General features: G+C 68.7%; 28 protein-coding genes and 1 pseudogene. 13 read left to right on the forward strand and 16 right to left on the reverse strand.

Annotation, left to right across the window (positions count from 1 at the left end):
• The first annotated feature begins 83 nt into the window (after window positions 1-83).
• Window positions 84-1054 (forward strand): annotated as a pseudogene (locus OG876_RS43110) (IS481 family transposase).
• Here the strand turns inward: OG876_RS43110 and malQ are convergent.
• Together malQ and OG876_RS43120 are read right to left on the reverse strand one after the other, a co-directional pair.
• Window positions 1051-3168, reverse strand: coding sequence for a 4-alpha-glucanotransferase (gene malQ, locus OG876_RS43115; protein ID WP_328522527.1), 2118 nt, complete (start codon window positions 3166-3168; stop codon window positions 1051-1053). The pseudogene OG876_RS43110 and the gene malQ sit on opposite strands and share 4 nt — an antisense overlap.
• Before the next feature lie 52 nt (window positions 3169-3220).
• Window positions 3221-4222: a hypothetical protein gene (locus tag OG876_RS43120; protein WP_328522528.1), complete on the reverse strand. Its 1002-nt coding sequence runs from the start codon at window positions 4220-4222 to the stop codon at window positions 3221-3223.
• A 128-nt stretch (window positions 4223-4350) separates the two neighbouring features.
• On the opposite strand from OG876_RS43120, the gene OG876_RS43125 reads away from it, so the two are divergent.
• A complete protein-coding gene (locus OG876_RS43125) occupies window positions 4351-5043 on the forward strand; it encodes a mechanosensitive ion channel family protein (protein ID WP_328522529.1) in 693 nt (230 codons plus the stop codon).
• Here the strand turns inward: OG876_RS43125 and OG876_RS43130 are convergent.
• The 5 genes from OG876_RS43130 to OG876_RS43150 all read right to left on the reverse strand — a co-directional run bounded on the left by OG876_RS43130 (window position 4991) and on the right by OG876_RS43150 (window position 7546).
• A complete protein-coding gene (locus OG876_RS43130; RefSeq protein ID WP_328522530.1) occupies window positions 4991-5725 on the reverse strand; it encodes a GNAT family N-acetyltransferase in 735 nt (244 codons plus the stop codon). The genes OG876_RS43125 and OG876_RS43130 overlap by 53 nt on opposite strands.
• Before the next feature lie 88 nt (window positions 5726-5813).
• Window positions 5814-6242, reverse strand: a complete 429-nt coding sequence (locus OG876_RS43135; RefSeq protein ID WP_328522531.1) for an OsmC family protein — start codon at window positions 6240-6242, stop codon at window positions 5814-5816.
• A 27-nt stretch (window positions 6243-6269) separates the two neighbouring features.
• On the reverse strand, window positions 6270-6689 hold the full coding sequence (locus tag OG876_RS43140; protein WP_328522532.1) for a globin: 420 nt from the start codon (window positions 6687-6689) through the stop codon (window positions 6270-6272).
• Between the two features lie 15 nt (window positions 6690-6704).
• Entirely contained in the window at window positions 6705-7124 is a 420-nt protein-coding gene (locus OG876_RS43145; protein ID WP_328522533.1) for an acyl-CoA thioesterase, read from the reverse strand.
• Complete coding sequence (locus OG876_RS43150) at window positions 7121-7546, reverse strand: acyl-CoA thioesterase (RefSeq protein ID WP_328522534.1); 426 nt, start codon at window positions 7544-7546, stop codon at window positions 7121-7123. The genes OG876_RS43145 and OG876_RS43150 overlap by 4 nt, the downstream gene beginning before the upstream one ends.
• Window positions 7547-7717: 171 nt before the next feature.
• On the opposite strand from OG876_RS43150, the gene fabG reads away from it, so the two are divergent.
• Window positions 7718-8473 carry a 3-oxoacyl-ACP reductase FabG gene (gene fabG, locus OG876_RS43155; protein WP_328522535.1) on the forward strand — a complete coding sequence of 252 codons (756 nt, stop codon included), beginning with the start codon at window positions 7718-7720 and terminating at the stop codon, window positions 8471-8473.
• A 10-nt stretch (window positions 8474-8483) separates the two neighbouring features.
• A complete protein-coding gene (locus tag OG876_RS43160; protein WP_328522536.1) occupies window positions 8484-8939 on the forward strand; it encodes a MaoC family dehydratase in 456 nt (151 codons plus the stop codon).
• Here OG876_RS43160 and OG876_RS43165 read toward each other — a convergent pair.
• The 3 genes from OG876_RS43165 to OG876_RS43175 all read right to left on the reverse strand — a co-directional run bounded on the left by OG876_RS43165 (window position 8936) and on the right by OG876_RS43175 (window position 11587).
• On the reverse strand, window positions 8936-9820 hold the full coding sequence (locus OG876_RS43165) for a GNAT family N-acetyltransferase (RefSeq protein ID WP_328522537.1): 885 nt from the start codon (window positions 9818-9820) through the stop codon (window positions 8936-8938). The two genes, OG876_RS43160 and OG876_RS43165, sit on opposite strands and share 4 nt — an antisense overlap.
• Before the next feature lie 99 nt (window positions 9821-9919).
• Complete coding sequence (locus OG876_RS43170; protein ID WP_328522538.1) at window positions 9920-10678, reverse strand: retropepsin-like aspartic protease; 759 nt, start codon at window positions 10676-10678, stop codon at window positions 9920-9922.
• Complete coding sequence (locus OG876_RS43175) at window positions 10679-11587, reverse strand: GNAT family N-acetyltransferase (protein WP_328522539.1); 909 nt, start codon at window positions 11585-11587, stop codon at window positions 10679-10681.
• Between the two features lie 244 nt (window positions 11588-11831).
• On the opposite strand from OG876_RS43175, the gene OG876_RS43180 reads away from it, so the two are divergent.
• Entirely contained in the window at window positions 11832-12362 is a 531-nt protein-coding gene (locus OG876_RS43180; RefSeq protein WP_328522540.1) for a hypothetical protein, read from the forward strand.
• Here OG876_RS43180 and OG876_RS43185 read toward each other — a convergent pair.
• Window positions 12353-13324, reverse strand: coding sequence for a helix-turn-helix transcriptional regulator (locus OG876_RS43185; protein ID WP_328522541.1), 972 nt, complete (start codon window positions 13322-13324; stop codon window positions 12353-12355). The genes OG876_RS43180 and OG876_RS43185 overlap by 10 nt on opposite strands.
• A gap of 54 nt (window positions 13325-13378) precedes the next feature.
• Between OG876_RS43185 and OG876_RS43190 the strand changes: the two genes are divergently transcribed.
• Window positions 13379-13954, forward strand: a complete 576-nt coding sequence (locus OG876_RS43190; RefSeq protein WP_328522542.1) for a TIGR03086 family metal-binding protein — start codon at window positions 13379-13381, stop codon at window positions 13952-13954.
• Here the strand turns inward: OG876_RS43190 and OG876_RS43195 are convergent.
• The 3 genes from OG876_RS43195 to OG876_RS43205 are packed head-to-tail and all read right to left on the reverse strand — an operon-like array spanning window position 13951 to window position 17082.
• A complete protein-coding gene (locus OG876_RS43195; RefSeq protein WP_328522543.1) occupies window positions 13951-14703 on the reverse strand; it encodes an SDR family oxidoreductase in 753 nt (250 codons plus the stop codon). The genes OG876_RS43190 and OG876_RS43195 overlap by 4 nt on opposite strands.
• Entirely contained in the window at window positions 14703-15923 is a 1221-nt protein-coding gene (locus OG876_RS43200) for an acetyl-CoA C-acetyltransferase (RefSeq protein ID WP_328522544.1), read from the reverse strand. Before OG876_RS43200 ends, OG876_RS43195 begins: the two co-directional genes overlap by 1 nt.
• 13 nt (window positions 15924-15936) lie before the next feature.
• A complete protein-coding gene (locus OG876_RS43205; RefSeq protein ID WP_328522545.1) occupies window positions 15937-17082 on the reverse strand; it encodes an acyl-CoA dehydrogenase family protein in 1146 nt (381 codons plus the stop codon).
• 96 nt (window positions 17083-17178) lie between these two features.
• Here OG876_RS43205 and OG876_RS43210 point away from each other — a divergent pair, with 96 nt between their 5' ends.
• On the forward strand, window positions 17179-17778 hold the full coding sequence (locus OG876_RS43210; RefSeq protein WP_328522546.1) for a TetR/AcrR family transcriptional regulator: 600 nt from the start codon (window positions 17179-17181) through the stop codon (window positions 17776-17778).
• A 45-nt stretch (window positions 17779-17823) separates the two neighbouring features.
• Here OG876_RS43210 and OG876_RS43215 read toward each other — a convergent pair whose 3' ends face one another.
• The gene (locus tag OG876_RS43215) at window positions 17824-18399 is read right to left on the reverse strand and encodes a YceI family protein (RefSeq protein WP_328522547.1); all 576 of its coding nucleotides are present in this window, start codon (window positions 18397-18399) and stop codon (window positions 17824-17826) included.
• 143 nt (window positions 18400-18542) lie between these two features.
• On the opposite strand from OG876_RS43215, the gene OG876_RS43220 reads away from it, so the two are divergent.
• On the forward strand, window positions 18543-19001 hold the full coding sequence (locus tag OG876_RS43220) for a MarR family winged helix-turn-helix transcriptional regulator (RefSeq protein ID WP_328527033.1): 459 nt from the start codon (window positions 18543-18545) through the stop codon (window positions 18999-19001).
• 33 nt (window positions 19002-19034) lie between these two features.
• On the opposite strand, the gene OG876_RS43225 is transcribed toward OG876_RS43220, so the two are convergent.
• Window positions 19035-20402 carry an FAD-dependent oxidoreductase gene (locus tag OG876_RS43225; protein WP_328522548.1) on the reverse strand — a complete coding sequence of 456 codons (1368 nt, stop codon included), beginning with the start codon at window positions 20400-20402 and terminating at the stop codon, window positions 19035-19037.
• 93 nt (window positions 20403-20495) lie between these two features.
• On the opposite strand from OG876_RS43225, the gene OG876_RS43230 reads away from it, so the two are divergent.
• The 5 genes from OG876_RS43230 to OG876_RS43250 all read left to right on the forward strand — a co-directional run bounded on the left by OG876_RS43230 (window position 20496) and on the right by OG876_RS43250 (window position 24887).
• On the forward strand, window positions 20496-20942 hold the full coding sequence (locus OG876_RS43230; protein WP_328522549.1) for a MarR family winged helix-turn-helix transcriptional regulator: 447 nt from the start codon (window positions 20496-20498) through the stop codon (window positions 20940-20942).
• Window positions 20943-21066: 124 nt separating this feature from the next.
• Window positions 21067-21996 (forward strand): ABC transporter ATP-binding protein, encoded by a 930-nt coding sequence (locus tag OG876_RS43235; protein ID WP_328522550.1) that lies wholly within the window; start codon window positions 21067-21069, stop codon window positions 21994-21996.
• The gene (locus OG876_RS43240; RefSeq protein ID WP_328522551.1) at window positions 21993-22838 is read left to right on the forward strand and encodes an ABC transporter permease; all 846 of its coding nucleotides are present in this window, start codon (window positions 21993-21995) and stop codon (window positions 22836-22838) included. Before OG876_RS43235 ends, OG876_RS43240 begins: the two co-directional genes overlap by 4 nt.
• A 70-nt stretch (window positions 22839-22908) precedes the next feature.
• The gene (locus OG876_RS43245; protein WP_328522552.1) at window positions 22909-24216 is read left to right on the forward strand and encodes a sensor histidine kinase; all 1308 of its coding nucleotides are present in this window, start codon (window positions 22909-22911) and stop codon (window positions 24214-24216) included.
• Window positions 24213-24887, forward strand: coding sequence for a response regulator transcription factor (locus tag OG876_RS43250; protein WP_328522553.1), 675 nt, complete (start codon window positions 24213-24215; stop codon window positions 24885-24887). Before OG876_RS43245 ends, OG876_RS43250 begins: the two co-directional genes overlap by 4 nt.
• Window positions 24888-24937: the final 50 nt, after the last annotated feature.

Genomic DNA, 24937 nt, shown 5'->3' on the forward strand with positions numbered 1-24937 from the left:
TGACGGCGTGGCTGCTTGAGATGTGGAGGGACCTCCGGCTGGGTGTGAGTTGCTGACGCCCACACCGCACAACCGGAGGTCTCGTGTTCCACCGTAATGCCCGGCTGACTTTGTATGGCCGCAGGTTGCTGATCGAGCGTGTTGTGGTCCAGGGCCGTCCGGTGGCTCATGTGGTAAAGGAGCTCGGGTGTTCGCGGGCCACCGGTTACAAGTGGCTGACCCGGTGGCGAACCGAGGGTGATGCAGGTCTGCGAGACCGGCCCAGCACGGCGTACCGGTTGCCCCACAAGACACCGCACGAGGTGGAGCAGCGAATCTGCCGGCTACGCGTCGAACGCAAACTCGGACCCCGCCGGCTGGCGCCCTTGCTCGGCGTCCCAGCCTCGACCGTGCACGCGGTCTTGACCAGGCACGGCCTGCACCGGCTCGCCTGGCTGGACCGGCCCACCGGCGAACGCATTCGCCGCTACGAACGCGACACTCCCGGCGAACTCCTGCATGTGGATGTGAAGAAGCTTGGCCGACTCCGCGACGGCGGCGGCTGGCGGGTCCTGGGCCACGACAGTCCCGAACACCGCCGGGCCCGCAACGCCCCACGGGTCGGGTTCGACTACGTGCACTGCGCCGTCGACGACCACACCCGCATCGCCTACGCCGAAATCCACCCAGACGAGAAGACCACCACCTGCGCCGGCTTCCTGCACCGCGCCGCAGAATACTTCGCCGACCTCGGCATCACCCGGATCGAACGCGTGATGACCGACAACGCCCTGGCCTACCGCCGCGGCCGCGCCTGGCAGCAAGCCCTGGCCGACCTCGGCGCCCAGGCCCGCTTCACCCGCCGCTACCGACCCCAAACCAATGGCAAAGCAGAACGCTTCAACCGCACCCTGCTCGACGAATGGGCCTACGCCAGCCCTACATCAGCAACCAGCACCGCGCCGAGGCCCTACCCACCTGGCTCCACACCTACAACCACCACCGCAACCACACCTCACTCGGCGGCCAACCACCCATCACCCGCGTCAACAACCCTGCTGGTCATTACAGCTAGATGTTGAGTGCGCCGATCAGCCGGCGTAGGCGGTGGTTGTTCGGCAGGTCCTCGATCAGCACCGGCTGGCCGTCCGGTCCGCCGAGCGGGATCCGCCAGTTCGGATACTCGTCGGTGGTCCCCGGCTGGTTCTGCGTACGACGCTCCCCCACGGCATCCGTGAGTGCCACACCGACCAGCTTCGCGGGCGTGTGAGCGACGTACTGATGCAGGGACTCGACGATGCGCTCCACGTCGCCGTCGGTGTTGCTGAGCAGGTGCCGCTCCCGCAACGCGTTGAGCCACGAGTCGCGCTCGGCCTCGTCCACCGCGAGTTCCTCGGCGACCGGCCGGGTGAGCAGGCCGAGCTGGTTGCGTAGCTCGACGTGGTCGCCCGCGAGGTAGCCGGCGGTCGGCGGCAGGTCGTGCGTGGTGACGGTGGCCAGGCAGAGTTCGCGCCAGCGCTCCGGCGCCAGCGGACGGCTCTGCGCATCGCGCTCGAACCACAGCACCGACGTGCCGAGGATGCCGCGCTCGGTCAGGTAGTCCCGCACCCATGGCTCGACCGTGCCCAGGTCCTCACCCACTACTGTCACGCCGGCCCGCGTGGCCTCGAGCACGAGGATGCCAACGAGCGCCTCGTGGTCGTAACGGACGTAGGTACCCTCGGTCGGCCGCTCCGGCGACGTCACCCACCAGAGCCGGAACATGCCGAGGATGTGGTCGATCCGGAGCCCACCGCCGTGCCGCATGACTGCCTGGACCAGATCCCGCCAAGCGGCGTACCCGGTCTCGGCCAGCGCATTCGGCCGCCATGGCGGCTGCGACCAGTCCTGACCCTGCTGGTTGAACGCGTCCGGCGGCGCACCGACGTGGATTCCGGGCGCCAGCACGTTCTGCAAGGCCCATGCGTCCGCACCGTCCGGGTGGACGCCGACCGCGAGGTCGTGGACGACGCCGAGCGACATGCCGGCCGCCTTCGCCCGGGCCTGGGTGCGGGCGAGCTGTTCGTCCAGCTGCCACTGCAGCCAGCAGTGGAACTCCACCGCGTCCGGATTCTCGTTGCGGAAGGCAACAACCGCGGAGGACATCGGATCCCGCAGTTCCTCGGGCCACTTGCTCCACTCCGGGCCGTGGACGTCGGAGATCGCGGCCCAAGTGGCGAAGTCGATCAGCCCCTGGCCCTCGCGGTCGCAGTAGGCGCCGTACTCCGCAATCCGGCCGATCGACGGTCGCACCCCGAACAGCAACTGCAGTGCCTCGCGCTTGGCGGCCCAGACGGTGTCCCGGTCCAGTGCGGTCCAGTCCTCGCTCAGTGCGCGCGCCTGCAGGCTGAGGGCCCGGACCCGATCCCGCTCCGCCGGCGCGAGGTCGCCGTACTCGTCGATGTCCTCGATGCGCAGGTAGATGGGGTTGCTGAAGCGCCGTGAGGCCGGGAGGTACGGCGAGGGCTCCATCCGGCCCGCGGTCTCCGCAGCATGCAGTGGGTTCACCAGGACGAAGCCGGCGCCAAGATCATGGGCAGACCAGGCAGCCAGGTCGGCGAGGTCGTGCAGATCGCCGATGCCCCACGACCGGCGGGAGCGGACCGAGTAGAGCTGCAGCACCCACCCCCAGGTGCGGTGCAGCTTCTCAGGGTGCAGCTTGCGCGGCGTCACGATCAGCGTGCTGACCGAGATCTCCGGACTGCTGCCTATCCGCGCGCACAACCGGTGATAGCCGAGCGGCAGGTCGCCCGGCAGCTGGAACGTCGCCTCACCGACCTGTACGCCGTCGACCCACTCCGGCTCGACCCAGTGCTCCTGCTGCGGGATGTCACGCCGCTGCCCGCCGTCCTCCAGATCCACCCAGACCTCGGCGGTGGACCCGTGCGGCAGGTGTACGGCGAACCACGGCGTCCAGCCCTCGCGCATCACCACAGTGGCAGGCAACGTACGGCGCCAGCGGGTCTGCTGGTGCTCCGCCAGCGCATCGGCGGCCTTGTCCGGTGTGGACGCGTCCACACCGAGCGCCGCGAGTACTGCGGACACCACCTCGCTGGAGACGACCACATGCTCGCCCCGCCAGTTCCAGTACTCCGTCGCCACGCCATGGGCAACCGCTAGCTCGACAAGGGCCGGAGTAGGAGCAGTCACCCCAGCGAGTCTGCCGTATCAACAGCGCCAACGCGTAACGCAGCGCGCCGTATTACTCGTTCGAGCGGCGTCGACTCAGCATCAGTACGGCGAGCAGCAGCACGCCACTGGCGACGACCAGGCCGATGGCCACGCCGGCCATGTCGTCGGTCAGCTGGTAGAGCGCCGTCGGCCAGATGACCAGCAGGATCGAGCACGCGACCACCGCGTACGCCGAATGGCGCCGGCGACCGTACGCGACCAGGAGGGCCGCGGGTCCCGCCGTACCGACGGCCAGGGCCATGATCTCGCCGCGCTCCTGGATCAGCCAGCAGATCGACGAGCTGAACATCGCGGCGCCGGCCAGCGACCACGCGGTCACCTGGTCCCGGACCAGGCCGAGCATCGCGAGCACGAACGCCACCAGGATGAAACCGGTCCCGGCGATGCCCGCGCTGTTGACCGCCGAGCCCGCGTCCGGAGAGAGGACGTCCGACGTGATTACCAGCACACCCACTCCGAGGATGCCGAAAGTTGCCACCAGCAACGAAGAGCCGGACAGCCACCACAGCCCGACCCCGGCCAGCGCGAGCGCGACCGCCACCCCGGCGACGCGCCCGGTCTCTCCTTCGATCGCGACGTACGTGGCGAAGCCGGCCACACAGCAACCCAGGGACGCAAGCGCCGAGCTCACCTGCTCACGGCGCCGCAGCAGCGCGAGGACGACGGCTGCCCCGAGCAGGATGACGGCGGCACTGGTGCCGGTGGAAATCCGCGCGGCACGCCCCATCTCGCCCCAGTTGGCGAGGGTGAGCAGCGCGACCGCGCCGAGGAGCAGCGCACCGCCGATGTAGCCGAGCACCTCGATCAGGGCGTTCGAGTGCGTCGCCGTCGGTGGTGTCCGCGGCTTGGCCGGCGGCTCACTGGGCGTGGGCTGCGGCCGCGGCCGCCCGGGGTCCGACAGCGCTGCGTCGATCTCCGCGTCAGCGGCGTCGCGGAGCGAGTCGGCCTGGTACTGGCGGAGCACGCCCGCGCTCACGAGCCTGGACAGCTCGTCATCCAGCCGGCTGGGCATGCGATCGTCTCCCTTGCCTTCCTTCACTAAGATCGGGCGGCGAGATGCCTTATTTGACCAGCTACCTTACGTCCGCAGTCAGTCACCCCCTGTTTTCACTGCCCGCGACCTTTCCGACGTTCTTCCGGATGGGTAACGACGGCAAGCTGGAGGTGACCGACCAGATCATCGTCGTCCCGGCCCGGATCGCCGGGCTGATCATCGGCTTCCTCGTGCTCCGGTGGGTCCTGCACAAGGTGATCCGCAAGTTCGCCCGCCGGACCGGGAACGGCGCCGTTGCCGGCGTGCTGTCCAAGTCCAAGATCGGCCAGGGGTTCGTCGAGAACACGCTGGCCAACGAGCGCAGAACCCAGCGGGCCGAGACGATCGCCTCGCTGCTCTGCAGCACCGTGACGATCGTGCTGTCCGCCGTCCTGGTGGTGATGGTGCTGGCCGAGCTCGGCTTCAACGTCGTGCCGGTGGTCGCGTCGGCGAGCATCATCGGCGTGGTGCTCGGCTTCGGCGCGCAGACGCTGGTGAAGGACTTCCTGGCCGGCGTGTTCATGATCTTCGAGGACCAGTACGGCGTCGGCGACCTGATCGACATGGAGAAGGCGACCGGGGTCGTGGTGGAGGTCGGCCTGCGGATCACGACGCTCCGCGGCGAGGACGGCACCACCTGGTACGTCCGCAACGGCGAGGTCGTCCGGGTCGGCAACCTCGCCACCCGCGACCCGGACAGCAGCGCGTCCTCGGGCGTCGGCAGCGCCACCGAGAAGGCCGAGGAGATCAGGGACGACGAAAGTGCGGCGACCGGAACGCCGCACGAAACCCAAGCTTGAGATAGAGCCGCTCGGCGTCCGACCCCTCCACCACCTGCAACGTGAGCCGCGGCGCGCCTTCGCTACCTGCGGCTCGAGTGGCATCCCGCCTCGCTTGCGCGAGCAGCGCTGAGGCAAGCCCGCGCCCTCGGTACGCCGGCTTCGTCGCGACCGCGTAGACCCCGAAGACGTCGCCGGTCCGCAGCACCAGCGTCACCGAGGCCGGGTCCCCGTCGACCCGGAGCAGGTAGAGCGACTGATCCGGCGCCGGGTAGTTCCGCACCGCCAACTCCAGGAACTTCTTCCGCCACCAGTCGTAGTCCGGCTCGTCCTCGTCGAGAAACGCCGCACTCTGCACCTCGGCAAACCCCGCCGCGTCCTCGTCCGTCACGATCGCCGCCACCACCTGCGCGGCAAGTGACGCGTCAGCGGTCGGCTCCACGGGCGCTTTCATGTGCACGAGCACCTCGGCCGGCTCGAAGCCCGCCGCGGTCAGCCGCTCCTCCCAGCCCTCGCCGCTCCACGGCACCAACCGGACCGTCGCCGTACCGGCCGGGAGCTCCGCTGACGGGGAGAGCGGGATCCACGCCGAGAACTCGGCCGACTCCCCGACCACCTCGATCCCGGCGGCAGAGCGGCGTACCTCACCGCGATGGGCGGCCAGGAACGCGAGGTGGTTGTCGAGCAAGGCGGCGTCGGGCATGGGAGCAGTCTGACCGGCTCCACCGACAGGAACGACAGCGTCCGGCGAACCCACTGGGCTCGCCGGACGCGGTGTGAAGCGGTCAGGTTCAGGCGGTGAAGGTGACGTCCAGGGTGATCGGGACGGCGGCCAGCGCCTGGGAGACCGGGCAGTTCTTCTTCGCGCCCTCGGCGAACTCGGCGAACTCGTCGGCCGTGATTCCGGGGACCTTGCCGTTGACGGACAGCTTGATGCCGGTGATGCCCTCACCCGGCTGGAAGGTCACGTCGGCCTGGGTGTCGATCGCCTCCGGCGCGTTGCCGGCACCGGCGAGCGCGTGCGACAGCGCCATCGAGAAGCAGGTCGAGTGCGCGGCGGCGATCAGCTCTTCCGGGCTGGTCTTGCCGTTCGCGTCGTTCGCCCGGGAGGCCCAGGTCACGTCGTAGGTGCCGACGCCGGACGACTCCAGGGCGACCTGGCCGGCGCCCTCCATCAGCGAGCCTTCCCAGTGGGCCTTGGCCGTACGCGTGGTTGCCATGCTCGTGTTGTCTCCTTCGCGAGAGGTTCAGCGGCCGGACACGTCGATCGCGCCCGGGTACTGCGGTTCGTCGGTGTTCACCATGCTGTGCGCCGCCATCACCATGTACTTCCAGATCTGTTCGTCCTGATCCGGCGTGAGGGCGATCTCGTCCAGCGCGGCACGCATGTGGCCGAGCCAGCGGTCCCGGGCGCTCGGCGTGACGGCGAACGGGGCGTGCCGCATCCGCAGCCGGGGGTGTCCGCGCTGCTCGGAGTACGTTTTGGGGCCGCCCCAGTACTGCTCCAGGAACATCCGGAAGCGCACTTCGGCCGGACCGAGGTCCTCCTCCGGGTACAGCGCGCGCAGTTCCGGGTCGTCGGCCACGCCGCGGTAGAAAGCCGCCACCAGTTTGTGGAACGTCTCGGCCCCACCGACGGCGTCGTAGAAGCTCAGTTGCTCACTCATGTCGGTACCAGTCTCTCAAGTGCTGGCAACGTGCTTGAGGAGGGCTGCCCGTTCGGTGTCCGCGAGCGGTCGCTTGGCGCGCGTCTCGGCGTCCACGGTGACGATGACCGACACCGCCTTGGCATAGATGTCCTCGGTCTCACCACCGCGGTCCACGATCCGGGAGCCGAGCGTGTACGACGTCGTACCGACGGAGTCGATCCACACGTCCACGTCGTACGGCGGATGCCTCAGCAGGATCGGGCGCAGATAGTCCACTGTCTGGCTGGCCAGCACACACGGGTGCTCGGCGAACAGGTCCCCCGTGGTCTCGAGGACCTCGGACAGGAACGCGATCCGGGCCTCCTGCAGATAGTCGAAGTACCGGACGTTGTTGACGTGGTCATAGGAGTCGATGTCCGACCACCGAACCAGCACCGGGTGCGTGAACATCATGCGCCCACCAGCTTCGACAGGGCCTCGCGTTCGACCGGGCTGATCCGGCGGAGGCGGTTGGCGGCGAAGTCGAAGGGAACCAGCTTGGTCCGCGCCTCGACATAGGTACGACGATCGGGGTCGGCGTCGAGGATCTCGTAGTCCACGGTGAACGACGCGGCCCTGATCTCGCTGATCCACAGCTCGATCCGGACCGGCTCCGGCCGGAAGTACAGCGGCGTCCGGTACTGCACCTCGTGCCGGGCCACCAGCAGACCCGTCTCCAGGTCGTCCGCGCCGAGCTCCTTGGCAGTCCGGAACAGGAAGTCGACCCGCGCGTCCTGCAGGTAGTCGACGAACCGGCCGTTGTTCACGTGGCCGAGCGCGTCCTGGTCACCCCACCGCAATGGGCAGTAATAGACATGGCGGTTGTGATGATCCACACGGCGATCATCGCATCCTGGGTACTCCCGGCGTGACGGAGCGTGGGTAATGTCATCCCCGGCAGCAGCACTGACCGAAGGAGCGGGGCACGTGAGCGAGCGCAGCGAGCGAACAATCAGGAGAGCCGAGCCGCTCGGTCATACCGGAGCCGAGCGAAGCGAGGTGGAGGTATGAGCGAGCAGCGGGTGGCGATCGTGACCGGGGCGGCCCGGGGAATCGGCGCTGCCGTGGCGCAGCGGCTCGCTCAGGACGGGAACGCGGTTGCCGTGCTGGACCTCGACGAGGGCGCCTGCGCCGGGACCGTGAAGGCGATCACCGAGGCCGGCGGCCAGGCCATCGCGGTCGGCTGCGACGTCAGCAAGTCCGACCAGGTCAGCGCCGCGGTCGACCGGGTGGTCGCCGAGCTGGGCGCGCCGACGATCCTGGTCAACAACGCCGGCGTGCTGCGCGACAACCTGCTGTTCAAGATGTCCGAGGACGACTGGGACACGGTCATGTCCGTACACCTGCGCGGCAGCTTCCTGATGTCGAAGGCCTGCCAGGCGCACATGGTCGAGGCGGGCTACGGCCGGATGGTCTTCCTGTCCTCGACCTCGGCGCTCGGCAACCGCGGCCAGGCGAACTACGCGTCCGCGAAGGCCGGATTGCAAGGGCTGGCCAAGACGCTGGCGATCGAGCTGGGCAAGTTCGGCGTCACCGCGAACGCGATCGCCCCCGGCTTCATCGAGACCGACATGACCGCGGCCACCGCGGCCCGGGTCGGGGTCGACTTCGAGGAGTTCAAGAAGGCCACCGCCGCCACCATCCCGGTGAACCGGACCGGCAAGCCGGAGGATATCGCCGCGGCGGCGTCGTTCTTCTGCAGCGAAGAGGCCGGCTTCGTCTCCGGTCAGGTCCTGTACGTCGCCGGCGGACCCCGGAACTGAGGGCAGACGGATGGCGCAGTCGTTCAACGGCATCGACGAGGTCGTGCACGCGGTCGGCACCCACCTGGGTGAGACCGAGTGGCTGGAGATCACCCAGGAGCAGGTGAACACGTTCGCCGACGCGACCGGTGACCACCAGTGGATCCACGTCGACGTCGAGCGCGCGTCGGAGGGCCCGTACGGCGGGACGATCGCGCACGGTTACCTCACGCTGAGCCTGATCGCGCGCTTCGGTGACGAACTGTTCTCCATCGACGGCGTCACCGCCAAGCTCAACTACGGCGTCAACAAGGTCCGCTTCCCGGCTCCCGTCCCGGTCGGCACCCGGGTCCGCGCCGGCGCCTCGATCGCCAACGCCGTCGAGACGCCCGCCGGCGTCCAGGTCTCGCTCAACTGGGTGATCGAGCTCGAGAACTCCACCAAACCCGCCTGCGTCGCGGAGACCGTCGTACTGCTCGTCCCTTAGAGGAGGCAGATCAGGACGGCGTGGGTGGTGACGCGGTCGTAGCCGAGCCACTCGTTGACGGCGATCATCGGCGCGTTGCCGTCGTAGTTGGCCGTGTAGGCGCCTCGCACTCCCGCGGCGGCGGCGCGGTGCAGGGCGGCGGACTTGACCAGCTTGGCCAGACCGCGGCCGCGGTACGGCGGCATCGTCGCGGTCATCTTGGACCAGATCCGGGTCCGATCGCCGTGGCCGAGCGTGAACGCGACCAACTGGTCCTGGTACAGCGCGGCCACGCTCAGGTCGAGCACCATGTCCGGCGACCGCCAGATCGCGGCGAGCCAGTCGTCGTACGGGCGTGAGGTGATGTTCGCGTCGCCGGGTTTGGTGCGCTGGGCAACTTGATCGGCCTCGTACAACTGCCGCGGATCGACGTCGGTCAGCGGGATCAGTTCCACGCCGGTCGGGAGCCCGGGCACGTCCGGCGCCTTGCGGGGGTCGATGCCCGCGTAGTGCACCTGCCGGGTCTGGCGGTAGCCGCGCCGCGCCGCCCACTCCACCGCGGCCGGATCGGCGAACACCCGCGCGCTGGTCGCGCCGGCCGACCGCAGATCCTCGTGCGTTGCCTCCAGCAACTTCGCACCGATGCCCCGGCCCCGGTGGTCCGGCCGGACCAGCAACCGCAACTGTCCGTCCAGCGGGTCCGACCCGGCGATCAGTTCGGTCGTCGCCCACCCGACCACTTCACCGGCATCCACCGCGGCGAACGTTCCGTTGCCCGCGACGGCGGGCGACGCCAGCCTGCGCGTCACCGCGCCCCGCGTGACCACCAGGTACGGCGCCAACGCGTCGTGCAACGCGATCGCGCCTTCGACGTCCCCCGTCTCGGCCGCCCTGATCTCCATGCGATCTCCTTGCGAACTCCTTCAACGAGTCCTCCGGAACATAGCGCGCATTCAGGTGCAGACCGATTACAGCTCCGTCTCAGAGCCGCGGCGCGAGGATCATCCGGGCACCGGAGACATCGAAGGACAGGCGGTAGCGCTCAAGGTAGTCCGCGCCCACCAGCCCGTCGTGGATGATGTCCTGGAACTGCACCCGCGGCGCCTGCTGCGCGGTCTCCGGCGCGGCAGCCAGTGCCGGGTCCATACATAGCCGGTCTCGTCCGTACCGGTCCGCGTCGTCACGTCCGGGCTGTCGAGCTCGACCCCGCAGTCGGACGCGTAGCGCGTGTCGAGGATGAGACCGTCCGACCCGGTATCCACCTCGGCGGAGATCTCGCGCCCACTCGGCAACACCAGCTGGACGAAGGGATCCACCGACACCGACTCCCGCCGGATCTCGAGCGGAATCTCGTACCCGTCGACGGCGAAGGCCGCCCGAGGGCCGACGGTCAGGGTCGAGGCAACCGGGTCGGTGGTGACCACGTGCTGCTCGAAGAACGCCGGACCGAGGATCCCCGCGAATCCGTGCGGACCGTCGATGTCGCCAAGGTCGGCGACCCCCGCGACGTGCGCGTCGACGGTGTAGTCGCCGAACGCGAGCGTCGGCAGCCGCACCAACGGTGTCTCGACGGACTGACCGGACATCCGCCGGCCGGTGAACGTCTCGTCGATGGGCCGCGCGCCGGACCGCGCCGCGAGCGCCGACGACACCACGGTGATCCCGATCCCGGTGTCGACCAGGAACCTGTACTCGTCCCCACCCACCGCCACCGGCACGCGGACCAGGTGCTGGACGCGGTCGAACCCGACGGTCGTCATCTAGCCGGCCAGCGTGCGCAGGAGACCGAACTCCGTCTGCACCCGCCGGTAGCCCAACCAGTTGTTGACGGCAAGCATCGGGCCGTTCTCGTCGTCGTTCGACGTGTACGCCGCGGTGATGCCGGCCGCGGCGGCCCGGCGGAGGGCGACGGACTTGACCAGCTTGGCCAGCCCGCGGCCCCGGTACGCCGGGATCGTGCCGGTCATCCCCGACCAGGCCCGGTCGGCGTCGGTCTCGACCACGGTGAAGCACACCACCTCGTCGCCCACCATCGCGGCGACGCTCAGCGCCTTGTCCACCGCGGGACTCTGCCAGACCTCTTCGAGCCATCGCTCGTAGTCGATCGAGTCGATCGGCGAGTCGCTCGGCTCATCCAGCGAGGCGATCGAGTCGGCGGTGTGCGCCTGCCGCGGGTCGACCTGGTCCAGCGTCACGAGCTCGATGCCCTCCGGGGTCGCAGGCTGCTCGGGTAGCGACCGCACGTCGACTCCGGAGTAGTGCATCTGCCGCGTCCCGTCGTACCCGAGCTTGCGGGCGAACTCGAGACCGTCCGGGTGCACGAACGTCCGCACACGGATCGCGCCGACCTCGGTCAGGTGCTGATGCAGCCGGTCGGCGAGCGCGGTGCCGATACCCTGCGTGCGATGGTTGGGATGCACGTAGATGGTCACATAACTCTCGCCCGGTTCGCTGGTCCATACGTTCAGGCCGGCCGATCCCCAGGCGACCACTTCGCCGTCGGACTCCGCGACCAGCGGGAGGAACCGCTCCCCCGGCGCCTCCACAGTGAGCATGTGCCGGGTCGCCGCCGGCGACATCACCTTGTACGAGTAGACCGCCCGGCGTACCGCCGCGATCGCGTCGGCGTCATCGCCGACGGCCGACCGGATCACCACCCCTGTCGTCATGCCGGGACCCTAGCCACGACGCCTGCCACACGCCATGCATTAAGAACAGCAACGTGATCGCAACGGCTGCGCGCGTCTTGTGATTCTGCTGTGCGGTCGACTGGCACTACAGTTACCCGGTGCTGTCGGACTGATCGCCCCGCCCACCGGAAGTGCCATCGTGCTGGGACACGACGGGGTCACCGGTGGCGGGGCGTCCGCATTTCTCTTGACGCGCCGCCGACGTCAGGAGTAAATAGCCAGTATGCAGGTTACCGACGGCGCCTCCGCCGCACGCGTTCTGGCCGATCTGATGGTCTCCGACGGACCTCGTCCCGAGTACGCCGAAGCGTTCCAGCCCTTCGCCCCACTGATCGGCAGCTGGGACCTCGACGTCGCCTGGTACGACGACGACGGCAACGTCACGCGGCAGACCAAGGGTGAGTGGCACTTCGCCTGGGCCCTCGACGGCCGGGCGGTCGCCGACATCTGGATCACCCCGAGCCGCGCCGCCCGTGGCACCGACGGCGACGGAGAGTGGGGCCTGTCGATCCGCATCCACGACCCCGAGCTGAACGCCCTCCGCTCCACCTGGCTGGGCCCGAAGGCCGCGTTCGTCATGCCTTTCATCGCGCAGGCCGACGGCGACTCCATCACCCTCACGTCCCAGACCGCCAACACCCGCTGGGCGTTCGCCGGCATCACCGAGACCAGCTTCCACTGGCGCAACGAGGACCAGGCGGACGACGGCCGCGTCCTCCTCCGCCAGACGTTCGAGGCCAAGCGTCAGCTGTAGACGGCCACAGCGGCCTCGGCAAGCCGCAACATCCTGGACCGTAGGTCGACCGGATCCAGCACTTCAACATCGCCCGCGAAGCCGAGCAATACACCACACGCGGCCTCCTGGACCCGGAAATGCAGGCGGAGATGCGGCCACTCATCATCCGCCGGCACGTCCCGGGCGACAGACCCCTTGGCCAGCATCGGTGTGGCGATCCCCCGTACCTGCTCGACCCGCTCCGGTCGCACCCGGACCAGCACGTCGACCCCGACCGGCATGTTCTGCTCGAGTCCGGACCGCAGCCGGTCCCACTCCGCGCGGACGTCCAGTCCGTCAGGCCGTACGGCGGGCGCCTCCAGCACATCGACCTGCTCTACCCGCGAGACCCGGTACATCCGCGCCGTCCCGCGATGCGCCGCGACGAGATACCACCGGCCGGCCTGCTCGACCAGCCCCCACGGATCGACGGTACGACGCTGTAGCCCCGCACTCGCCGACGCATAACGCAGTCGCACCCGGCGCTGCGCCACCACCGCCTGCCGCAGCACCGGCAGCGCACCGTGATCCTCGGCCTCCGCGAACCACCGCCGCCGATCCACCACGATCGCACCCGACAACGCATCCGCGTCGTCCTGCAGTGCGAGCGGCAACGTCGACGACAGCTTGCCCATCGCGGACTGCAGCGCATCCCGCAGCCCCAACTCCTCCGACAGCGCGGCCCGCCCCGACCACGCGAACAACGCCTGCGCCTCGCGCGGCGTCAGCCCACTCACGTCGGCCCGATACCCCGGCAGCAGCACACAGCCCCCGTTGCGCCCGCGCTCGCTGTAGACCGGTACGCCGGCCGCCGACAGCGCCTCCATGTCGCGCAGGACCGTCCGCGTCGACACCTCCAGCCGCTCGGCCAGTTCCCGCGCACTCAGCCGCGCATGCCGCTGCAGCAACAGGATGATCTGCAACAACCGGTCCGCTCGCACAATCTCCACAATATGCGACAGAAGATGTCGTATATACCCCGCGAGGCTGTCTCCATGAACAACCTCGTGAACGACCCTCGTCCGATGCTCGTCCTCGCCCTGGACCAGACCCAGGCGATGATCGACACCGTCGGCGCCGACGAACTGCATCTGCCGACCCCGTGCCCGGAGTACGACGTACGCACCCTGCTCGGCCACTTGATCACCGTGATCGGCCGGATCGATCTCGGCCTCACCGGCGGAAACCCGTTGGACCTCCCAACGGTCACGACCGGTGTGGACGACGTCCCGGCCGCCTGGAAGGAACGCCGTACGACGCTCGACGCCACGCTGGCGAACGACGCCGTACTGACGCAGATCTGCACACTGCCGTGGGGAACGATGCCCGGAGCCGCCGCGATCGGCGCCTACACCGGCGAGCTCACCACCCATTCCTGGGATCTCGCCAAGGCCACCCACCGCACCGACCTGCTGGACGACTCACTCGCCGTCTACTGCCTGCCGCTGGTCCAACGGGCGATCCCGGCCGAGCCGCGTGGCGGACATGTCCCGTTCGGCTCCGTCGTACCGGTTGCCGACGATGCGTCGCCGTACGACCGGCTGGCCGCCTGGGAGGGACGTCAGCCCTAGACGATCCCGCCGTTCAGGGTGAGGCCGCCGTCGATCGTGATGGTCTGTCCGGTGATCCACGACGCCTCGTCGGACAGCAGGAACCACACCAGCGAGGCGACGTCCTCCGGCCGGCCCAACCGCCGCAGCGGGTACGTCGACGCGACCTTGTCCTCACGCCCTTCGTAGAGCGATCCGGCGAACTTGGTCTTCACCACCGCGGGAGCCACCGCGTTGACCCGGATCTCCGGAGCCAGCTCGACCGCCAGCTCCGCCGTCACCCGGGACAGCATCGCCTTGGTCGCGCCGTACCAGCCGATGCCGGGTGACGGCGCGAGGCCGGCCACCGAAGACAGGTTCACCACGGCGCCACCGTGCTCACGCATCCACGCGTCCCGGCAGGCCTTCACCCACGCGATCGCGGCGAGCACGTTCGTGTCGACCATCTTGGTCGCGACCGTCACGTCGACGTCGAGCAGCTTGCCGTAGATCGGGTTGATGCCGGTGCCGTTCACCAGCAGATCCACCGACCCGTACGTCGCCACCGCCGCGGCCACCACCGCACCACGATGCGTCGGATCGGCGGCGTTGCCGGCCACGCCCAGCGCGTGCTCACGGCCACCGAGGGACTCGACCGCCTGGTCGAGCGTCTCCCGGGTCCGGCCCGTGATGACCACGCGGGCGCCGTCCGCGACCAGGCGCTGCGCGATCGCCAGCCCGATCCCCCGGGACGCTCCGGTGACGATCGCCGTACGGTTCTCCAGACCCATCAGCTCAGGCGCTCGAGCACGATCGCCATACCCTGCCCGCCGCCGACGCACATCGTCTCGAGCCCGAACTGCTTGTCCTCGAACTGCAGCCCGTTCACCAGCGTGGTCATGATCCGCGCGCCGGTCGAACCGAACGGGTGCCCGAGCGCGATCGCGCCGCCGTGCACGTTCAGCTTGTCCTCTTCGATGCCGAGCTCGCGCGCGGACCCGATCACCTGGACTGCGAAGGCCTCGTTGATCTCGACCAGGTCGATGTCGTTCATGCTCATGCCGGCCCGGGCCAAAGCCTGCTTCGACGCCTCGACCGGACCGAGGCCCATGATCTCCGGCGACAGACCACTCACGCCTGTCGACACGATCCGGGCCAGTGGGGTGAGGCCGAGCTCGCGCGCCTTGGTGTCGCTCATGATCACGACCGCCGCGGCACCGTCGTTCAGCGGGCAGCAGTTGCCGGCCGTGACCGTCCCGTCCGGGCGGAACACCGGCTTGAGACCGCTCACACCTTCGAGCGTCGTCCCCGGCCGGGGGCCGTCGTCCTTGCTGATCACAGTGCCGTCCGGCAACGTCACGGGAACGATCTCGCGCTCGAAGAAGCCGTTGCCGATCGCCTTCTCGGCCAGGTTCTGCGAGCGGACGCCGAACACGTCCTGCTCGGCCCGGCTGATGCCCCTCAGCGTGGCCACGTTCTCCGCGGTCTGGCCCATCGCGATGTAGATGTCGGGGATCTGGCCGTCCGCGCGCGGGTCGTGCCAGGTGTCGTTGGTCTCGGCGTACTTCTCGGTCCGCTGCACCGCGTCGGTGAAGACCGGGTTGAACGAAGTCGGGTCGCCGACCCCGGCGGAGCCGAAGTTCTTGTACCGGGACACACACTCGACCCCGGCGCTGACGAAGATGTCACCCTCGCCGGACTTGATCGCGTGGAAGGCCATCCGCGCGGTCTGCGTCGACGACGCGCAGAACCGGTTGACCGTCGTCGCCGGCGTGTTGTCCCAGCCGAGCTGCACCGCGACCCGGCGAGCCATGTTGCCACCGTGCTCGTCGTGCGGCTCCGCGCACCCCAGCGCGAGGTCCTCGATCTGGTCGCCGGTCAGGCCGACCTTGCCGACCGCCGCCTCGATCATCTGTACGGCGAGGTCGTCCGGCCGGATCGTGGTCAGCGACCCCTTGTACGCGCGGCCGATCGGCGAGCGGGCCGTGGACACGATGACTGCTTCAGGCATCTCGAATTCCCTTTCAGAGGCCGAGGTCGCGGCCGATGAGTTCCTTCATGATCTCGTTCGAGCCGGCCCAGATCTTCGTCACCCGGGCGTCCCGCCACGCACGCGCCACCCGGTACTCGTTCATGTACCCGTAGCCGCCGTGCAGCTGGACACACGCGTCCAGGATCTCGTTCTGCACCTGGGCGCTCCACCACTTGGCCTTCGCCGCGTCGACCGCGGTCAGCCGGTCCTCGTCGTGCGCGACGATCGCGTTGTCGACGTACGCCTGGGTGACCTCGGCCTTCGTGACCAGCTCGGCGATCACGAACTTGTTGTACTGGAACGAGCCGACCGCCTGGCCGAACGCCTTGCGCTGCTTCACGTAGTCGATCGTCTCGGCCAGGATCTGGGTCGCCTGCGCGATGTTCGACACCGCGGCGCCGACCCGCTCCTGCGCCAGCCGCTCCATCATGTGGATGAAACCGCGGTCCACCTCGCCGAGCACGTTGTCATCACTGACGAACACGTCCTCGAAGAACAGTTCCGACGTACCCGACTCGCTCTGGCCGACCTTGTCCAGCTTGCGGCCGCGGGCGAAGCCCTCCATGCCTTCCTCGATCACGAACAGTGTGATGCCCTTCGCGCCCTTGGCGGGATCGGTGCGCGCGGCGACGATGACGAGGTCGGCCATGTCGCCGTTGGTGATGAAGGTCTTGGACCCGTTCAGCACCCAGCCGCCCTCGGTCTTCTTCGCACTCGTCTTCAGCGCGGCCAGGTCCGACCCGCCGGAAGGCTCGGTCATCCCGATCGCGGCGACGTACTCACCGGAGCAGAACTTGGGCAGCCAGCGCTGCTTCTGCTCCTCGGTGCCCAGGTCCACCAGGTACGGCGCGGCACAGTCGAAGTGGATGCCGAAGCAACTGGACAGCGACGCGGAGACCTTCGAGACCTCCTCGGCGAACACCGCGTTGAACCGGTAGTCGCCGACGCTCGAACCGCCGTACTCCTCCGGCACGTCGAGGCCGAGGAAGCCCTGCTTGCCGGCCTCCAGCCAGGCGGCCCGGTCAATCGTCTTCTCGTCGAGGAACTGCTCCATCCGCGGCACGAGCGAGCGGTCGCAGTACTCCTTCGCGATGGCCCGGAAAGCGTGGTGGTCCTCGTTGAAGATGACGCGCTCCATGCGGCCTCCCGAGACGTCAGATCACTGGCGCTGTGTTGCATTTATCGCTTCGCTAAGCGCTTGCTTAGCTTCACGCTTTCGGTGCATGGTGTCAACGTGTCCGCAGTCACCAGTCCCCTGGTTTGGGAGCACGTCCAGCCGGCCGCCGCCCGCCGGCTGCTCACCGGCGCCGTCGACGCGTTCGCCGAGCGCGGCTTCCAGGCCACCACCACCCGCGACATCGCGTCCCGCGCGGGGATGAGCCCGGCCGCGCTCTACGTGCACTATTCGTCCAAGGAGCGCCTGCTCTTCGAGATCAGCCTGTACGGCCACAACGCGGCGCTCGACGTACTGCGCTCGGCCAACATCGGTCCGACTCCCGCGGACCGGCTGCGCACTCTCGTCTCGGCGTTCACGGCCTGGCACGCCCGGCACCACACGATCGCGCGAGTCGTGCAGTACGAGCTTGCCGCGCTCACCGCGGAGCATCTGGCCGAGGTGGCGACGATCCGCCGAGCCATCTCCACCCAGATCGAGCAGGTGCTGGCCGACGGCGTACGCAACGGCTCCTTCGCCGTCTCCGACCTGCCCGGCACCACTCTCGCCGTACTCTCGCTCTCGATCGACGTGGCCCGGTGGTACACGCCGCACCGCGGCGACCCGGAGGCCCTGGGCAAGCTGTACGCCGACCTCGCCCACCGGATGGTGCAGGCATAGCAAAGACCCCGCACCACCTGGTGCGGGGTCTTTCGCGTATTGGCGTCAGGCCTGGAGGGCAGCCTGGACGTCGAGGTGGATGTCCACCTTGTCACCGATCAGCAGCTTGCCACCCTCGAGCGGCACGTTGAAGTCGATGCCCCAGTCCTTGCGGCTGATCGAGGTGGAGGCCTCGAAGCCGATGATGGTCTGGCCGTAGGCGTTCTGGTCGACACCGAGGAACTCGACCGCGAGCTCGATGCTCTTGGTCACGTTCTTGATGGTCAGCTCGCCGGCCAGGACGTAGTCGTCGCCCTCCGGCTTGAAGGCGGTGCTGACGAAGGTCATCTTCGGGCTGTTCTCGGCGTCGAAGAAGTCACCGGAGCGCAGGTGCCCGTCGCGCTGCTCGCTGCGCGTGTGGACGGAGGCCAGCTCGACGGCGACGTTCGCGGTCGACTCCTCGAGGGAGTCCTTGACGATGATCTCGCCGGCGTACTCCTGGAAGGTGCCGCGGACCTTGGTCATCAGGTGACGTACGGTGAAGCCGATCTCGCTGTGCGCGGTGTCGATCACATATGTACCGGCGACCAGGCCGGGGATGGTGCTGGTCGGGGTCGTGCCGGTGATGGCGGTCTCGCTCATGGGTTCCTCTCGGGAAAAGTGTTCCTACTGGTCGGGGGCGACGCAGCCGGGGACTGAAAGTTCAATTTTCAACCTCTGACCACGACAGTAGGCTTCAACGGTTTAAAAGTCAACTACATTCCCGGTACACTGTTCCCGTGACGATGACGACTCAGACCCGGTGGTTGGACGCCGAACAGCAGGTGGCGTGGCGTGCGTACCTGCTCGGAACCGCACGCCTGATGGCCAAGCTGGACGACGACCTGCGCCGGTTCGGCATCGGTATCAATGACTACGAGATCCTGGTCCGGCTCTCCGAGGCGCCCGACCGGCGGCTCCGGATGGCCGATCTGGCCGACCGGCTGCACCAGAGCCGCTCGCGGCTGACCCACACCGTCGGCCGGCTCGAGGCCGCCGACCTGGTCCGCCGTACGTCGTGCACGAGCGACAAGCGGGGTGTGTGGGCCGAGCTGACCGAGTCCGGACTCGAGCTGCTCGAGCAAGCGGCGCCGTACCACGTCGAAGGCGTTCGGGAGAACCTCGTCGACCTCGCCACCCCAGAGGACTTCGCCGCCGTGGGCCGCGTGTTCGACTCCGTGTCGGAGCACATCGGCCAGCGCTGACCGACGGCCTGCCATCCGGCCCCGGCCGGATGGTCACTGCCCTGACCCCGCCGGGGTAATCTCCAGCGTCAACTCGTCCCGGTCGGCGCCGCGGTAGGCCATCATCGAGTCGCGCATCCGCCGCTTGACCGGTGGCAGGTGGTTGACCGTGCGCATAGCGGTCCGCATCCCGGCCAGCGCCAGCCGCCCGATCACGGGCTTGTGGACCGGGTCGTCGGACGTCATCTGAGCCCGCGACTTGAGCACCGCGTCGAAGCCGTACTCGATCATCTTCGCCTCGTACTCGTGCACGGCCGGGATCAGTTCCTGCCGCCCGTCGCGCACCTCGATCAGCGTCCGGCACAGGTTCACCGCGTCGCGCAGCGCGGTGTTGGCCCCGACGCCACGACCCGGCGTCATGGTGTGGATCGCGTCACCGAGCAGGGTCACAGTCGTCGACTCCCAGGGCTCGACCGGGACCGACGTCCAGATGTTCACGGGGAAGCAGGTGCCGGGATCGGTCAGCGCGAACAGGCGGCGCAGGTTCGGGTGCCAGCCCGGCGTGACCTTGAGAGCGGTGTCGATCAGATCCTGGCCGCGCATGTTCATGATGTTCGCCGGCAGCTTGTCTCTCGTTGCCGACAGCCCCCAGTTGATGTAGTCGCGGGTGTTGTCGAACTGCAGTCCCGGCCACTGCCGGATCAGCTCCTCGGTGTTGCCGCCGATCCCGTGCTTGGGGTTGCCATCGCGGTCCCACTGGAACTCCATCACGTGCAGGATGCAGGCGAGCCCACGCGGTGCGGTGACGATCGAGATCCCCTCGAACACCTTGGGCGACACGAGCTTCGCGCTCTCCTCCGTGATCGGGAGCTTCCCGGCGATCGCGATGATGCCGGTCTCCTCGGTCTTCGCCTGCGGCAGATACTGACGCCGAACCCGGGAACCCGAGCCGTCGGCGGCGACCAGCAGATCGCCGGTGGCGTGCGTACCGTCGGCGAAGTACGCCGTGACCTGGTCGCCGTGCTGCTCGAAGCGGGTGAACTCCTTGCCGAACTCGACCACGTCGTCGAGACCGGTCAGCAGTACCTGGCGCAGCGTCATCCGGCTGATCGACTTCTCACTCTCGACCGGGTCCGTCGACTCCGGAAGGTCCATCGAGAGAACCTCCTTGAGGTCCTCGGTGAGCATGTTGAAGTACTTCGGGTCGCGAGCCTTCGTCGCCACGAACGTGTCGTAGAGCTCCGTCGGCAGCAGCGCATGCAGCGCCCGGCTGCCATCGGGGTCGATGCCGACCCGGTAGCCGTGCAGGCCGTCCGTGCGCAGCGCGTCCCGTTCGAACACGGTCACGCCGATCCCGGCCCGCTTCAGGCCGTGCGCCAACGCCAGTCCGCCGGTCCCGCCACCGATCACCAGTACCTTCATCGCCGTCCCCTTTATCTCGGATCTTCAAATATCTCGGTGATCCGAGTATCTTGGAGATCCGAGATAAATGCAAGCCCTATGCTGAGGTGGACCATGACCAGTTCCCGAGACGAGCTCGCCGGCGAGATCCAGCAGCGGATGATCCGGTTCATCGCCGGCGTGATCCTCTACAACCACGCGGTCTCCGCGAAGGTGGGACTGGGCGCCAGCGACTCACAGTTCATGACGCTGCTGCAGACCTACGGCCCGCTCACGCCGCGACAGCTCGCCGAGCACACCGGCCTCACCTCCGGCACGATCACCGGCGTGATCGACCGCCTGGAATCCCACGGCTTCGTCACCCGCGAACCCGACCCGGCCGACCGCCGCAAGGTCGTCGTCACGCCGTCGGTGCAGGCGATCCAGGACAAGCTGGTCCCCCTGTACGCCGAGCAGGGCGAGCGCATGCAGTCCGTCCTGGCCTCCCGCTCCGTGGCCGAGCTCCGCGTCATCTCGGACTTCCTCGCCGACTCGGTCAGCTCCAGCGAGGCCCGCTCGTAGTACCGCGGTACGACGGCCGTCCGGCAAATCAGTCCGCGGTACCACGGATCGGGCGTCGGGCGTTCCTAGCGTGGTCAGCGAGGCGCCGGGAGAACCGGCTCCCGTGATCGAGGGAACAACGCGAATGATCGAGGCACACCAACTGACGAAGCGGTACGGCGAGACGACCGCGGTCGACCGGCTGGACTTCACGGTCAAGCCGGGCACCGTGACCGGATTCCTCGGCCCGAACGGTGCGGGCAAGTCCACCACCATGCGGATGATCATCGGGCTCGACGCACCGACCAGCGGCACGGTCGTCGTGAACGGCCGCCGGTACGCCGAGCACACTGCCCCACTCCAGGAAGTCGGAGCGTTGCTGGAGGCGAAGTCGATCCACCCGGGCCGGTCAGCGTTCGACCACCTGATGGCACAGGCCTACACCCATGGCATTCCGCGCGGCCGGGTGGACGAGGTGATCGAGCTGACCGGCCTGCAGTCGGTGGCCAAGAAGCGCGCCGGTGCGTTCTCCCTCGGTATGGCTCAGCGCCTGGGGATCGCGGCCGCGCTGCTGGGCGACCCGGCCACGGTGATGCTGGACGAGCCGGTCAACGGCCTGGATCCCGAGGGTGTGCTGTGGATCCGGAACCTGCTCACCGGGCTGGCCGCCGAAGGCCGGACCGTCTTCGTCTCGTCGCATCTGATGAGTGAGATGGCCCTCGTCGCCGACCACCTGATCGTCGTCGGACGCGGCCGGCTGCTGGCCGACACGAGTGTGCACGAACTGGTTCGCCAGACCGCTGGGGAGACCGTCACTGTCGCGAGCGCCGATCCGGGCCGGCTGCGCGAGGTGCTGGCCGGACCGGGCATCGAGATCACCGGGCGGGCCGGCTCCGAGCAACTACAGGTCACCGGCCTGGCGGCGCGGGCGATCGGGCTCAAGGCGGCAGAGGCGGGGATCGCGTTGTTCGAGCTCACCGCCAAGGCGATCTCGCTCGAGGAAGCGTTCATGGAACTGACCAAGGACTCCGTCGATTACCACGGCACCACCGAGGTCTCCGGGAGGGCCGCATGAGCGTCGTCACCTCACCCAGAACCCCTGACAGCGGTACTCCGGTCGCGCGGCCGGCGTACCGGGTGACCGGCCGGCGCGTACTGCGTTCGGAGTGGGCCAAGCTGTGGTCACTGCGCTCGACCTGGATCACTCTGGGACTCGGTCTGCTGTTCCTGGTGGGCTTCGGTGTGATCGCTGCCGCGCGGTACAAGTCCAGCGTCACGTCGGGCCGGCAACTGGATCCGGACTTCGCCGACGCCACCGCGGTCAGCCTGTCGCTGTTTGGTGTCGTTCTGGCGCAGTTGGCGTTGGGCGTGCTGGGGGTGCTGGTCACCGCCGGTGAGTACTCCACGGGGATGATCCGGTCGACCTTGGCCGCCGTACCGCGGCGTCTGCCCGTCCTCTGGTCCAAGGCTGCTGTGTTCGGGGTGGTAGCGCTGGTCTTGGGTGCGGTCGGCGCGTTCGTCACCTTCCTGATCGACGGTGGCATCCTGTCCGGCACCCAGGCAGCGCTGACGATGTCGGATGGCGGGGTCGTGCGCAGTCTGCTCGGTGCCGCGCTCTATCTGGGCCTGGTGGGCGTCATCGGCGCCGCTCTGGGGTCACTACTGCGCTCCGTGGCGGGCGGCATCTCGGTGCTGGTAGCCGCGCTCATGATCCTGCCGGGGCTGATTTCGCTGCTGCCGACTTCTTGGCACAACGCCGTTCAGCCCTACCTGCCGAGCGTTGCCGGCGAGTCGATGTTCAGCCTGCACCATGGCGCCCACACGCTCTCCCCCGGCGCAGGTCTCCTGGTGTTCCTCGCCTGGACGGCACTGGCTCTGGCCGGCGCCGCCTGGCGCCTGGTTCGAAGCGACGCCTGACAGGGGCGGCCCGCGGGCCCACTCCGACGGACGGCTCAGGGTCGGCGGCAACAATGGACAGGTGGCGACGATGAGCACGATCCGGATGGGACCTGCCGGCCGGCCGGTGGAATCCGATCCGCTGTGGCGACACCCGCTGGTCGTCCGGTTCAGCCGGATCGGCCAGCGGCTCCGGCAGGTGGATGTGAAACGACCGTGGGTGCTGGACACCTTCGTGGTGGCCGGCGCCTTCCTGGTCCTCTGCCTACCCGACCTGATCCACCAGGGCGACCGCCGCGAGTTGGCTGACGTGTTCCCCGTTCTGCCGACCGGCGCGATGCTGGCTCTGCAGGCCGGGCTGATCCTGCCGCTGATCCTGCGCCGTCGGGCGCCGTTCGCCGCGTTCGTCGCCATCGCGGCGGTCTTCTGCTTGCAGTGGTCACAGAGCCACTTCCTGCGCGCCGACGCCGCGATCCTCGTCGCGCTCTACAGCCTGACGCTGCACGGCCGGCTGCGACAGTTGCTCTGGGCCTGCGGAATCATGGCCGGCGCCATCGCGCTGGTCGCCGTCCAGGTTTCCGCCGTCACGTCGTTGCCGGAAGCGCTGTTCTTCCTCATCTGCGCTGTCACCGCGGCGATTGCCCTGGGGCTCGTCGTACGCATCAGAAGGTCGCAGTTGGCGGGCCTGCGCGAACGCACCGCTCAACTGGAGATCGAACGCGACCAACGCAGCATGCTCGCGGCTGCGGCCGAACGGACGCGGGTCGCGCGGGAGATGCACGACATCGTCGGCCACAACTTGTCGGTCATGATCACCCTCGCGGACGGCGGAGCGTACGCCGCCGGCGTGACGCCCGATCGAGGCGCCGAGGCACTGCGGCTGATCGGCGAAACCGGCCGTGAGGCCATGGGCGAGCTGCGCCGCATGCTCGGCGCGCTGCGCGAACACACGGACGCTCCCCAGCTCAGCCCGCAGCCAGGCATCGCGGACATCGACGCCCTCTGCGGTCGTATCCGGGCCGCCGGGCCGCAGGTCGTCTACCGCACGGCGGGCAACGTCGACACCCTCGACCGGGGCGTCCAGCTGGCGGCGTACCGCATCGTCCAGGAGGCCCTGACCAACTCCCTCAAGCACGCGGGAGCCGAGACCGAGGCGCTGGTCTCGCTGGGCATCGCGGACCACCGGCTGCGGATCCGGGTGCAGGACAGCGGACCGTCGATCGGGGCCGGCCACTCGGTCGAGCCGGCCGGGGACGGTCACGGGCTGATCGGCATGACCGAACGCGCGGCCTTGTACGGCGGCACCGTGAGCGCGGGACCCGGCCCGGGCGGCGGCTGGATCGTCCGGACCGAACTCGACCTGACCGCACCCACCGACCATCTCGAGACCGCCTCATGACGACCGTACTGATCGTGGACGACCAGCCTCTCCAGCGGTTCGGGTTCCGGATGCTGCTGGAGTCCGTTCCGGAAACCCAGGTGGCCGGTGAGGCCGCGAGCGGCTCCGATGCCGTTCGCCAGGCCGCCGAGCTCCGGCCGGACGTGGTCCTGATGGACGTCCGGATGCCCGGCATGGACGGCATCGAGGCGACCCGGCAGATCGTCGCCAACGGCGGCCGGTCCCGGGTGCTGGTGCTGACCACGTTCGACCTCGACGAGTACGCCCATGCCGCATTGCGCGCCGGAGCGAGTGGCTTCCTGCTGAAGGACGCCCGGCCGGAGGAGCTCCTCGCCGGGATCCGCGCCGTCGCCGCCGGTGACGCCATCATCGCCCCGGCCCTCACCCGGCGGCTGCTCGACGCGTACGTGCATCATCTGCCCACCCGCACCGTGGCGCCGGAGGACAGCCCGAAACTCCGCGCGCTGACCGACCGCGAACGCGAGATCCTGGTCGCGGTCGGCCGCGGCTGGACCAATGCCGAGATCGCCGAACGGCTCTCGCTCTCCGAATCCACCGTCAAGACCCATGTCGGCCGGGTCCTGGCCAAGATCGGCGCCCGCGACCGGATCCAGGCAGTGATCCTCGCGTACGACCTGCAGCTGACCTATCCGAACTCGGCGTCGATGTAGCGATCAGCTAAAGCCTTTGAGTCCGTCGCCCCGTTTCGGGGAACCTTGCG

This window comes from Kribbella sp. NBC_00359 (genome assembly GCF_036097425.1).
In the GTDB taxonomy this organism is placed as follows: Bacteria; Actinomycetota; Actinomycetes; order Propionibacteriales; family Kribbellaceae; genus Kribbella.